This window comes from Streptomyces sp. NRRL B-1347 (genome assembly GCF_000720325.1).
Classification (GTDB): domain Bacteria; phylum Actinomycetota; class Actinomycetes; order Streptomycetales; family Streptomycetaceae; genus Streptomyces.
Genome location: NZ_JOJM01000040.1, coordinates 73,818 through 85,580, shown reverse-complemented (window position 1 = coordinate 85,580; position 11,763 = coordinate 73,818). Strand labels below are relative to the sequence as shown.

At 71.0% G+C, this 11,763-nt stretch carries 11 protein-coding genes; 6 read left to right on the top strand and 5 right to left on the bottom strand.

What is annotated here, in order from left to right; translation table 11 throughout:
• Positions 1–195: 195 nt before the first annotated feature.
• On the bottom strand, positions 196–1,416 hold the full coding sequence (locus tag IG74_RS0129105; RefSeq protein ID WP_030683435.1) for an NAD(P)-dependent malic enzyme: 1,221 nt from the start codon (positions 1,414–1,416) through the stop codon (positions 196–198).
• A gap of 584 nt (positions 1,417–2,000) precedes the next feature.
• Between IG74_RS0129105 and IG74_RS0129100 the strand changes: the two genes are divergently transcribed.
• The 3 genes from IG74_RS0129100 (at position 2,001) to IG74_RS0129090 (ending at position 4,916) form a co-directional block, all read left to right on the top strand.
• Entirely contained in the window at positions 2,001–2,966 is a 966-nt protein-coding gene (locus IG74_RS0129100; RefSeq protein ID WP_030683433.1) for an ABC transporter substrate-binding protein, read from the top strand.
• Positions 2,967–3,210: 244 nt separating this feature from the next.
• Complete coding sequence (locus IG74_RS0129095) at positions 3,211–4,155, top strand: amino acid ABC transporter permease (protein ID WP_030683430.1); 945 nt, start codon at positions 3,211–3,213, stop codon at positions 4,153–4,155.
• Positions 4,155–4,916, top strand: a complete 762-nt coding sequence (locus IG74_RS0129090; protein WP_030683427.1) for an amino acid ABC transporter ATP-binding protein — start codon at positions 4,155–4,157, stop codon at positions 4,914–4,916. Before IG74_RS0129095 ends, IG74_RS0129090 begins: the two co-directional genes overlap by 1 nt.
• Positions 4,917–5,048: 132 nt before the next feature.
• On the opposite strand, the gene IG74_RS0129085 is transcribed toward IG74_RS0129090, so the two are convergent.
• On the bottom strand, positions 5,049–5,822 hold the full coding sequence (locus IG74_RS0129085) for a class I SAM-dependent methyltransferase (RefSeq protein ID WP_030683426.1): 774 nt from the start codon (positions 5,820–5,822) through the stop codon (positions 5,049–5,051).
• A 117-nt stretch (positions 5,823–5,939) separates the two neighbouring features.
• On the opposite strand from IG74_RS0129085, the gene IG74_RS0129080 reads away from it, so the two are divergent.
• Positions 5,940–6,569, top strand: coding sequence for a CGNR zinc finger domain-containing protein (locus tag IG74_RS0129080; RefSeq protein WP_030683423.1), 630 nt, complete (start codon positions 5,940–5,942; stop codon positions 6,567–6,569).
• On the opposite strand, the gene sodX is transcribed toward IG74_RS0129080, so the two are convergent.
• Positions 6,473–6,934, bottom strand: coding sequence for a nickel-type superoxide dismutase maturation protease (gene sodX, locus IG74_RS0129075; RefSeq protein WP_037826188.1), 462 nt, complete (start codon positions 6,932–6,934; stop codon positions 6,473–6,475). The genes IG74_RS0129080 and sodX overlap by 97 nt on opposite strands.
• A 142-nt stretch (positions 6,935–7,076) precedes the next feature.
• On the opposite strand from sodX, the gene sodN reads away from it, so the two are divergent.
• Together sodN and IG74_RS0129065 are read left to right on the top strand one after the other, a co-directional pair.
• Positions 7,077–7,472, top strand: a complete 396-nt coding sequence (gene sodN / locus IG74_RS0129070; RefSeq protein WP_030683420.1) for a superoxide dismutase, Ni — start codon at positions 7,077–7,079, stop codon at positions 7,470–7,472.
• A 328-nt stretch (positions 7,473–7,800) separates the two neighbouring features.
• Positions 7,801–9,852, top strand: a complete 2,052-nt coding sequence (locus IG74_RS0129065) for an elongation factor G (RefSeq protein ID WP_051855603.1) — start codon at positions 7,801–7,803, stop codon at positions 9,850–9,852.
• Here the strand turns inward: IG74_RS0129065 and IG74_RS0129060 are convergent.
• Together IG74_RS0129060 and IG74_RS0129055 are read right to left on the bottom strand one after the other, a co-directional pair.
• Positions 9,830–10,756: a sigma-70 family RNA polymerase sigma factor gene (locus tag IG74_RS0129060; protein ID WP_030683416.1), complete on the bottom strand. Its 927-nt coding sequence runs from the start codon at positions 10,754–10,756 to the stop codon at positions 9,830–9,832. The genes IG74_RS0129065 and IG74_RS0129060 overlap by 23 nt on opposite strands.
• Before the next feature lie 336 nt (positions 10,757–11,092).
• Positions 11,093–11,755: an HAD-IA family hydrolase gene (locus tag IG74_RS0129055; RefSeq protein WP_324607520.1), complete on the bottom strand. Its 663-nt coding sequence runs from the start codon at positions 11,753–11,755 to the stop codon at positions 11,093–11,095.
• Between the last annotated feature and the right edge of the window lie 8 nt (positions 11,756–11,763).

Here is an 11,763-nt window from a genome sequence, read left to right as displayed (position 1 = left end):
CGCCCCGCCCCCGGGCCCCACCCCTGACGCACCAGGCACACCAGGCGCCCCCAGCCCCAGCAGGCAAGCAGAAAGCGCAAGGTCCCGCCCCGCCAAGGCGAAGTGGAGCCTCAGCGGAGCGGGACCCAGGCGGAGCAGGACCTGAGCGGAGCTGGACCTAAGCGAGCAGGACCTGAGCGGAACAGCGCCCCGCCGTCAGCGGCGGGCGACCCCCTCGGCCCGGGCCGCCGCGGCCACCGCCGCGGTGACCGCGGGCGCCACCCGCTCATCGAACGGGGACGGGATCACATACGCGGCGGAGAGCTCGTCCCCGACCACGCCGGCAAGCGCGTCGGCGGCCGCGATCTTCATGCCCTCGGTGATCCGGGACGCCCGCACCTGGAGCGCGCCCGCGAAGATGCCCGGGAAGGCGAGGACGTTGTTGATCTGGTTCGGGTAGTCCGAACGGCCCGTCGCCACCACGGCGGCGTACTTGTGGGCGACGTCCGGGTGCACCTCGGGGTTCGGGTTGGCCATGGCGAACACGAACGAGTTCGGCGCCATCGAGGCCACCGCGGCCTCGGGGACCGTACCGCCGGACACGCCGATGAACACGTCCGCACCGGCGAGCGCGCTCTCCAGCGAGCCACTCAGGCCCGCCTTGTTCGTGAGCTCGGCGAGCTCGCGCTTGACCGGGGTGAGGTCGTCGCGGTCCCGGCTGACGATGCCCTTGCGGTCCGCGACCGCGACGTCACCGAGCCCGGCTTCGAGGAGGAACTTCGCGATGGCGACGCCCGCCGCGCCCGCGCCGGAGATCACGGCGCGCAGATCGCCGAGCGTCCGGTCGGTGAGCCGCGCCGCGTTGCGCAGCGCGGCGAGGGTGACGACCGCCGTGCCGTGCTGGTCGTCGTGGAAGACCGGGATGTCGAGGCGCTCCTGCAGCCGCCGCTCGATCTCGAAGCAGCGCGGCGCGGAGATGTCCTCCAGGTTCACCCCGCCGAAGGAGGGGGCGAGCCGCACCACGGTCTCGATGATCTCGTCGGTGTCGGTGGTGCCGAGGGCGATCGGCACGGCGTCGACGCCGCCGAACTGCTTGAAGAGGATGGCCTTGCCCTCCATCACCGGAAGGGAAGCCTCCGCCCCGATGTCCCCGAGGCCGAGCACGGCCGTGCCGTCGGTGACGACGGCGACGACGTTCGACTTCCAGGTGTAGTCGTGGACGAGGTCCGGCTGCTCGGCGATGGCGCTGCACACTTTCGCCACGCCGGGCGTGTACGCGAGGGACAGGTCGTCCTTGTCCCGCACCGGGACGGTTGCCTGCACGGCCATCTTCCCGCCGCGATGCAGGGCGAAGGCCGGATCGAAGGGCTCCTCGGCGCCTTCGTGACCGGTACTCGTACCGCTGTCGCTGCGAGGATTGACGATCTCCGCTGCCACTGTTTCTGACCCCTTAAGTGTTCATGGTTGAGGGTGGACCACTTCCTGGTGGAGAAGTGGGGCGGGAACCGCGTCCGTGCTGAGGCCTCGGGCCTTGCGGCCCGTGACCCTCCGCCTGTCGGCGAAGCGGTACGGGAGGTACGTAACGGACGCGCGGGCGCGCCGCACACGCGCCCTGGCCCCGGATGAGGGGTGTAACCGTCTTTTCTACCGGATGCTTCCTGCCGCCGACGAGCCATATCTGTCCAGGCCCACGTGAACGGCGGGTTTCGGGCCCGGGACGGTCACACAAGGTCAGGGATTTATCCCTATATGCGACAAAGGTCCGTTCGGCGGGTCCACATAGCGAGATTGGGTGGTTATCCAGTGGTTGCCACCGCTTCGCCCCACCCCGTCAATGAGCAAGGCGTACCGGCCTGTTGTGGTCCACGGATCGCCCGTTATCCGATTTTGACATCTCCGGCCCCCAGAATCGGACGGTCCGAATGGCAAGATGCACCATCACACGAGGTCGCGACACCCGAAGGTGTGTGCACGACCCCATGTCAGACACATGGCTACTCCCCATCCGCCGGAGGACCCCTATGACCGCAGGCACCACTTGTCGCACGACCGCCGCGAAGTCCGCGAAGTCCCGGATCGTCGCTGTCGGCGCGATCGCGGTCGCCGGCTCGCTGCTCCTGACCGGATGCGGCGACCAGCGGGACAACAAGAAGGGCGACAGCGGCAAGAAGGTCGTCGACGCGCCGCTCTCCGACATGCTCCCCGCGAACGTCCGCAACAAGGGCGTCATCAAGGTCGGCTCGGACATCGCCTACCCGCCGGTCGAGTTCAAGGACAAGAACGGCGAAACGGTCGGTATCGACCCCGACATCGCCGACGCCATGGGCAAGCAGCTCGGCGTGGACTTCCAGTTCGACAACGGAACCTTCGACACGCTGCTCGGCGGTCTGCGCTCCAAGCGGTACGACATCGCGATGTCGGCGATGACGGACACCAAGAACCGCCAGGAGGGCATCGACGAGGAGACCGGCAAGAAGGTCGGCAAGGGCGTCGACTTCGTCGACTACTTCACCGCGGGCGTCTCGATCTACACCAAGAAGGGCGAGGACCAGGGCATCACGACCTGGTCCGACCTGTGCGGCAAGAAGATCGTGGTCCAGCGCGGCACCGTCTCGCACGACATGGCCAAGACCGAGTCGAAGAAGTGCAAGGGCGGCAAGAAGATCGCCATCGAGTCCTTCGACAACGACCAGCAGGCCCAGACCCGGCTGCGCTCGGGCGGCGCGGACGCGGGCTCGTCGGACTTCCCGGTCGCGGCGTACGCGGTGAAGACCTCGGGCGGCGGCAAGGACTTCCAGCTCGTGGGCGAGCAGGTGGAAGCGGCCCCGTACGGCATCGCGATCTCCAAGGACAACCCCAAGCTGCGCGACGCGATCAAGGCCGCGCTCAACGCGATCATCGCGAACGGCCAGTACGAGAAGATCATCAAGGAGTGGGGCGTCGAGGCCGGCGCGGTCAAGGAAGCCAAGGTCAACGGCGGCAAGTGAGCGGCGCCTGACCGCACGCCGCGGCCCACCGGTGGCCGCGGCCACCCCGCGGCGGGCCCCGCCCGGGCCCACGACCGCCGGTCGGCGGGCCCGAGCCGCGGCCGGGCCCGCGGAGACCCGAGCCACCGCGGGCCCACGGAAGGCCGTCGGCATCCCCGACGGCGGACCCGAGGCCACCGCGGGCCCGCGGCAGGCCAGCGTCCTGCCGCACCCCTCGTCACCTCGTCGCTGAAAGGCACCACCCGTGACAACGGACATCACCAAGTCGGGCTCGCCCGGCCCCAAGGACGAGCCGCCACGCTCCGCCCCGGAAGCCATCAAGGCCGTCCCGGTGCGGCACTACGGCCGCTACGTGGCCGGCGTGCTCGCCGTCGGCGTACTCGGCGCGATCATCTACGCCTTCTCCCAGGGCGACATCAACTGGGGCGCCATCCCCGACAACTTCTTCGACGAGCGCATCCTCAAGGGTGTCCGCGAGACCCTGATCCTCACGGTCCTCTCGATGCTCATCGGTGTCGTGGGCGGTGTGCTCCTCTCGGTGATGCGCCTGTCGAAGAACCCGGTGACCTCGTCGATCGCGTGGTTCTACATCTGGTTCTTCCGCGGCACGCCGGTCCTGGTCCAGCTCTTCGTCTGGTTCAACCTGGGCTTCGTCTTCGAGTACATCAACCTCGGGCCGATCTACCAGGACGAGTGGTCGGACTTCATGACGCCGTTCCTGACGGCGCTGCTCGGCCTCGGCCTGAACGAGGCCGCGTACATGGCGGAGATCTGCCGCGCCGGTCTGCTCTCGGTCGACGAGGGCCAGACGGAGGCCTCGCAGGCGCTCGGCATGAGCCACGGCAAGACGCTGCGGCGCATCATCATCCCGCAGGCGATGCGCGTGGTCGTGCCGCCGACGGGCAACGAGGTCATCAACATGCTGAAGACGACCTCCCTCGTGGCGGCCGTCCAGTACTACGAGCTCCTGCGCTACGCCCAGGACATCGGCACCTCGTCGGGCGCCACGGTCGAGACCCTGCTCCTCGCCGCCACCTGGTACCTGATCATGACGTCGATCCTCAGCGTCGGGCAGTTCTACCTGGAGCGGTACTACGCGCGCGGCTCCTCGCGCAGCCTGCCGGACACCCCCTGGCAGAAGATCAAGGCGAACATGGTGTCGCTGGGCAACCGTTCGGGAGTGCGCTGATGACTGCCATGGTCAAGGCCGAGAACGTCCACAAGTCGTTCGGCCACGTAGAAGTCCTCAAGGGCATCGACCTGGAGGTCAAGTCCGGCGAGGTGTTCTGCCTCATCGGCCCCTCCGGCTCCGGCAAGTCGACGTTCCTGCGCTGCATCAACCACCTGGAGAAGGTCAACGCCGGCCGTCTCTACGTGGACGGGGAGCTGGTCGGCTACCGGCAGAAGGGCGACAAGCTGTACGAGCTCAAGGACAGCGAAGTCGCCATGAAGCGCCGGGACATCGGCATGGTCTTCCAGCGCTTCAACCTCTTCCCGCACATGACGGCCCTGGAGAACGTCATGGAGGCGCCGATCCAGGTCAAGGGCCAGCCCAAGGCGGCCGCCCGGGAGCGCGCGGAGCAGCTCCTGGAGCGCGTCGGGCTCGCCGACAAGGCGAAGAACTACCCCTCGCAGCTCTCCGGCGGCCAGCAGCAGCGTGTGGCCATCGCCCGCGCCCTGGCGATGGACCCGAAGCTGATGCTGTTCGACGAGCCGACGTCGGCGCTCGACCCGGAGCTCGTCGGTGACGTGCTCGACGTGATGCGCGACCTCGCCGAGTCCGGCATGACGATGGTCGTCGTCACGCACGAGATGGGCTTCGCGCGCGAGGTCGGCGACAGCCTCGTCTTCATGGACGGCGGCGTGGTGGTCGAGTCCGGGAACCCGAGGGACGTCCTGACGAACCCGCAGCACGACCGGACGAAGTCGTTCCTTTCGAAGGTCCTGTAGGGCCCCTCGAAACCGCTGCAAGGTTCTCGAAACCGTGAAGGGGCGGTCCCGATCCCTGAGGATCCGGACCGCCCCTTCACGCACGGCACGGCACGGTTCGGCGAGGCGCGCCGCGCACCCGGGTCGAAGTCGCTACTTCAGCCCTAGGACCATCGCGTCCGAAGGCGACGACCACACCGTGCGGGCCTCCGCGAAGCCCGCCTCGCGCAGGGTGCGGGCGTGCCACTCGGCGGGCGGGGTGTCGCCGTCCGCGTGCTCTCCGTAGATCTCGAAGCGCTTGGCCGTGGGCCCGGCGAGCACCGGGTCCTGCGCGGCGAGCGCCCACCAGTCCGCCCAGTCGAGGACACCCGCGGCCCGGGCCGCGGCCTGGCGGGCGTGGCGCTGCTCGCGGTCGGCGGCGTTCAGGCGCGGCGTCGTCGGGTCGGGCATGTGGTCGGCGTTGAGGAAGACGCCGCCGTCGCGGACCAGGCCGCCGAGCTGGTGGTAGAGCGCGGCGAGCGGCTCGCTGAACAGCCAGTGCAGGGCGGTGGCGGTGAGCACCGCGTCGTAGGAGTCGTGCGGCAGCTGCGCCGCCCAGGCCGGGTCCTTCAGGTCCGCGGTCACGAACGTGACCCGGTCGTCGCCCGCGAAGGTGCCCTCGGCGATGGCGAGCAGGGCCGGGTCGAGGTCGACGCCGACGCTGGTGGCCCCGGGGAACCGCGCGAGCAGCCGGGCGGTGATGGTGCCCGTGCCGCACGCGAGGTCCAGGACGCGGGGCTCGGGGCCGACCAGGGCCTCGACCATGTCGAGCATGACGCGGAACCGCTCCTCGCGGTCCGGCATGTACCACTCCTGCTGCCGGTCCCAGCTCTCCTGCCAGGCGCGCCAGTCGGTTCCGAATCCCGTACCGCTAGCCGTTTCCGTCACCGGAAGCCCTCCGTCCCGTACTACCCTCGATTAACCTCGACAGGTAACACCCGCGATGGAAAAGCGACTGTTACCACGCCCGCAGACGAAGATAGCCCGCCCCGGTAAGGACTACAAGTGGAACTGGCCTATTACTCGGACTATGCCGTACGTCTGGTCAACACCGAGGAGCCGGCGCGCAACAAGGACACGCTGACGTCGGTCGAGGCGGTCCGGGAGCTGTTCGGGGCCAACCAGCAGGCGGCCCGGCGCGCCACGGACTCGGACGTGACGCGCTTCCGCTCGGTCCGGGGGCGGCTCAGGTCGGTCTTCGAGGCGGCGGACGGCGGCGACGAGACCCTCGCCGTGGACCTGCTGAACTCGCTGCTCCTGGAGTTCCCGGTGAGCCCGCAGATCTCGGGCCACGACTACCGCGACGACGACGGCCGCCCGCTGTGGCACATGCACCTGGCCGACCACCCGTCCAACGCCACCGCCGGATACGCGGCGATCGCGGCCATGGGCCTCGCCTTCCACCTCACCGAGCACGGCGTGGACCGGCTCGGCCTGTGCGAGGCGGCGCCGTGCCGCAACGCCTATCTGGACACCTCGACCAACCGCTCCCGGCGCTACTGCTCCGACCGCTGCGCGACCCGGGCGAACGTGGCGGCCTACCGCGCGCGCAAGCGCCTGGAGAGCGAGCGGTCGGCGAGCACGGGGCGCACGGCGGAGAAGGTCCAGGAGACCAGCGCCGTCAGGGACAGCTGACGGCGGCCCAGCGCCTCGCGCTCCGCACGGAATCTGCCGAGCGGCCGGAAGCGCCCCCGCACCCGGGCGAGCACGAGGTCCTCCGGCACCACGCCGTAGACATTGCTGTCGCCGCCCGTGTTGTACGGATTGTCGCCGAGCACCCACCAGCCGCCGTCCCGCCGCTCCACCGCGCGCTTGACCACCAACAGGTCCTGCTGCAGCGGGTGCCGCAGGATCACCACGTCGCCGGGCCGCACCCGCGCGCCGTGCTGCACCAGCATCCAGTCCCCCGGATTCAGCGTGGGCACCATCGACGGACCGTCGACCTCGATCAACTGGAACGGCACGCGTGTCTCCCGCCCGTCTGCCGTCATTTCCGGCATCAGACAACCTCCCGGTCCAATCCTCCACCAGTTCCAGTGTGACCCCGGACTTTTGACCTAAGCCCATGGGGGCACTCGCGAAAACACGTCTCTCACGGAGTAATGTCCCACCTGAGAAGACGATCACGAGGAGGACAGCTCCATGCTTTCCCGCCTGTTTGCCCCCAAGGTCAAGGCCAGCGCCCACTGCGACCTGCCTTGCGGCGTGTACGACCCGGCCCAGGCCCGCATCGAGGCGGAGTCGGTCAAGGCCGTGCAGGAGAAGATGGCCGCGAACGACGACCCGCACTTCCAGGCCCGCGCCACCGTCATCAAGGAGCAGCGCGCCGAGCTCGCCAAGCACCACGTCTCGGTGCTGTGGAGCGACTACTTCAAGCCGCCGCACTTCGAGAAGTACCCGCAGCTGCACGTCCTGGTCAACGACACCCTGAAGGCCCTGTCGGCCGCCAAGGCGTCGACGGACCCGAAGACCGGCGAGAAGGCGCTCGAGCTCATCGCCGAGATCGACCGCATCTTCTGGGAGACCAAGAAGGCCTGATCCCGGGGCAGTTCGCACTGCGGAGGGGCCCGTCCGGAGCGATCCGGACGGGCCCCTTCCGCATGTCGTCGTCCTACCGTCGCCGCGCCGTCGCGGGGGCGGCGGCCCGGTCGGGGGCCCGGTCGGCGGTCCGGCCGAGCGCCCGTCCGGCGGCCCCGGAAATCAGTTGCTCCCCCGCCGCGCCCCCTGCTGCACTGGCCGTGCCCGCCCCCGTGCCTCCCGATCAGGAGATCCCAGATGCGCCAGACGTCCATGTCCCGCCAGGAAGGAATCGCCCCCCATCACGAGGACATGACGCCCTGTGCCATCGCACACCCCCGCACACACGCTGAACCTGGGAATCCTGGCGCACGTAGACGCCGGTAAGACCAGCCTGACCGAGCGGCTCCTGCACGGCGCCGGTGTCGTCGACGAACTCGGCAGCGTCGATGACGGCAGCACGCTCACCGACTCGCTCGCCCTGGAGCGGCGACGCGGAATCACCATCAAGTCCGCCGTCGTGTCGTTCGCGCTCGACGACGTCACGGTCAACCTCATCGACACGCCGGGCCACCCCGACTTCATCGCCGAGGTGGAGCGCGTCCTGAGCGTGCTCGACGGCGCGGTGCTCGTGGTGTCGGCCGTCGAGGGCGTACAGCCGCAGACCCGCGTGCTCATGCGCACGCTGCGGCGGCTCGCCATCCCCACGCTCGTCTTCGTCAACAAGGTCGACCGCCGGGGCGCCGACGCCGAGCGCGTGCTCGCCGAGATCGGCCGGAAACTGACCCCGGCCGCCGTCGCCCTCGGCACGGTCCGCTCCCCCGGTACGCCGGGCGCGCGAGCCGTGGCGTACACGCCCGACGACGCCCCTTTCCGCACCCGCCTGGCCGAGTCCCTCGCCGAGCGGGACGACGCGCTGCTCGCCGCGTACGTCACGGACGACCACGCCGCCCTCACGTACGCGCGGCTGCGCGCGGCCCTGGCGGAGCAGACGCGGCGGGCCGACGCGCATCCGGTGCTCTTCGGCTCGGCCATCACCGGCACCGGGCTCGACGCGCTGACCGACGCCGTCAAGGAGCTGCTGCCGCGGGCCACCGGCAGCCCGCAGGGGCCGCTCGCGGGCACCGTCTTCAAGGTCGAACGCGGCGCGGCGGGCGAGAAGGTGGCGTATGCGCGCCTGTACTCCGGCACTCTGCGCGTACGCGACCGGGTGCCGTTCGGCGGCCGCGCGGAGCCCGGCAAGGTCACCGCGGTCAGCGTCTTCGAGCAGGGCACGGCCGTGCCCCGGGATGCCGTCGTCGCCGGGCAGATCGCCCGCCTCCGGGGCCTCGGCGACGTACGGATCGGGGACGTGCTCGGCGATGTGCGCGACGTACCGGAACGGCACGCGCCGCGGCGGCACTTCGCGCCGCCCACCCTCGAAACCGTCGTGGAACCGCGCCGTCCGGGCGACCGGGGCGCGCTGCACGCCGCGCTCACCCGGCTCGCCGAGCAGGACCCGCTGATCGGCCTGCGCCAGGACCCGCTGCGGCAGGAGGTCTCCGTATCGCTGTACGGCGAGGTCCAGAAGGAGGTCATCGAGGCCACGCTCGCCGAGGAGTTCGGCGTCGGCGCCGACTTCCGCGAGACCACGCCCCTGTGTGTGGAGCGCGTCGTCGGCACCGGCGCGCACGTCGAGGTCATCGACACGGACCCCAACCCGTTCCTCGCCACGGTGGGGTTGCGCGTGGAGCCCGCGCCGCCGGGGTCCGGCGTCGCGTTCCGGCTCGGCGTCGAGCTCGGCGCGATGCCGTACGCGTTCTTCGCGGCGGTCGAGGAGACCGTGCGGGAGACGCTTCGGCAGGGCGTGCACGGCTGGGAGGTCTCCGACTGCCTCGTCACCCTCACGCACTCCGGGTACTGGCCGCGCCAGAGCCACGCGCACGCGGTCTTCGACAAGAGCATGTCGAGCACGGCCGGGGACTTCCGGCTGCTGACGCCGCTCGTCCTCATGGCCGCGCTGCGGGCGGCGGGCACACGGGTGCACGAGCCGGTGCACCGGTTCCGGCTGACCGTGCCCGCCGAGGTGTTCGGCACCCTGCTGCCCGTCCTGGGACGTCTGGGCGCGGTGCCGCACGCACCTGCGGTGCACGGCTCGGCGTACGTGCTCGACGGACTGGTCCCGGCCGCGCGCGTGCACGAGCTCGAGCAGCTGCTGCCCGGACTCACGCGCGGCGAGGGCGAGATGGAGTCGGCCTTCGAGCGCTACGAGCCGGTGCGCGGGACGCCGCCGACGCGCCCACGCACGGACCACAATCCGCTGGACCGGAAGGAGTACGTGCAGCGGGTCACGCGGCGCACCCCGGTGGGCCGAGGCGGTGGGGCCGCCCCGGCATCCGTCAGTCCGTGGCCTCCCCGGTGACGGCCGTGAGCAGGTCGGCGTCCAGGAGCGCGGCGAGCCGGTCGCGGTCCGCCAGGATGTTGATCTCGACGATCCGGCCGTCGCGCACGGTGAACTCGCCGACGGAGAACGGCACTCCGTCGACCACCGCCATCTGGCCCACCCTGCCGTTGACGAGCACCAGGTGCGTGGAGAGCGCGACGGTGGCGAACGAACGCGCCCCCGCCACCACCGCCTGGGCGCCGCGCACCAGGCGCGAGAGGCCCGCGACCTCGCCGCCGTCGGCCCGCAGCACCACGTCCGGGTCGAGGAGTTCGAGCAGCGCGTCGAACTCACCGCCGCGCGCCGCCGCCAGGAACGCCTCGACGACCTCGCGCTGCTTGGCCCGGTCCGGGTCCGGCACCGGCGCCGCGTCCCGCACCCGGCGGCGGGCGCGGGACGCCAGCTGCCGGGTCGCGGCCGGGGCCCGCTCCACGATGGGCGCGATGTCCTCGAACGGCACCGCGAACATGTCGTGCAGGACGAACGCGAGGCGCTCGGCGGGGCTGAGCGTGTCCAGTACGACGAGCAGGGCGAGCCCCACCGAGTCGGTGAGCAGCGCCTCCTCTTCGGGGTCGACCGTCTCGCGGCGGCCGGGCAGCGCGCTGATCTGCGGGTCGGGCACATAGGTGTCGGGCACGTCGAGCGACTGCTCGCCGCGCTGCTGGCGGGAGCGCAGCAGGTCCAGGCAGACGCGGCCCACGACGGTCGTCAGCCAGCCGCCCAGGTTCTGCACGGCGTCGCTGTCGGCCCGGCTGAGCTTGAGCCAGGTCTCCTGGACGGCGTCCTCGGCCTCGCTCAGCGAGCCCAGCATGCGGTACGCGACCGCCTTCAGGTGGGACCGGTGCTCCTCGAAGCGCTCCGCCAGGAGATCTCTTCCGTCCATCTGTCACATTCCTTCGTCGCGATCCGTCAAAGCAGTGACACACCGAGAACGGCGGTGCGTCACCCGCCGCGCTGCGGCGCCGACCAGAAGATCACGAAGCGGTGCGTCCACGGTATCGATCCCCGAGCGAATGTGACATGGACAGGCGTGTGACTTGGAGGACAGACAGATGAACGTGCTTGTGCCGCACCCGGACCGGGTGACCGACGGGCCCTGCGGACCGGCCCGGTGACGGGGCGGCCGCGCGGGGCGGCGGGCGACACGGGGTGGGGGGCGCACCGGCGTCGGCCCTGACCCGCGGCCCGCGCCCCGCGCCCCCGCGACCCGGCAGCCTCGTCAGTCGAGCAGTGGTGCCAGGGCCGCGCGCAGATCGTCAGGGCCCCGGTACAGCACGCCCCGCATCCCGAGCGCGGTCGCCGCGGCCACGTTCTCCTCGCGGTCGTCCACGAACAGGCAGCGCGCGACGGCGGCTCCCACGCGCTCGGCGGCCAGTTCGTAGATCCGCCGGTCGGGCTTGGCGAGGCCGAGCGCGGCGCTGCCGACCACGTCGTCCACCAGCGCGGTGAGGCCGAGCCGCGCCAGGTCCTCGTCCAGCCAGGGCGTGGCGTTGGTGACGATCGACACCGGTACGTGGGCGCGGGCCCTGCGCAGCAGGTCGACGACCGTCCGGTCGGCCCAGAACGCCGAATCGGCGAGCGCGAGCCCCAGTTCACGGCCGTGCGCCGGGTCGAGCCCGCGGCGTTCGGCGAGCCCGGCGGCGATCGCCGCCACCCACTCGTCCTTGCCGATCCGGCCGAGCATCAGCGGCAGATCGGTCTCGGTCGCGAAGGCGATCTCGGCGGTGGCCCCCTCGGGCAGTCCGGCCGCGCGCTCCAGCTCGGTGAGGCCGGACATGTCGTAGAAGCGGATGACGCCGTCGAGGTCGGTGAGGACGGCGTCGAAGGGGCGGGGGTCCGCGGGGTCCGCCGGGCGTATGAGGTCTGCCTGGGCGTCGGTCACCGGATGAG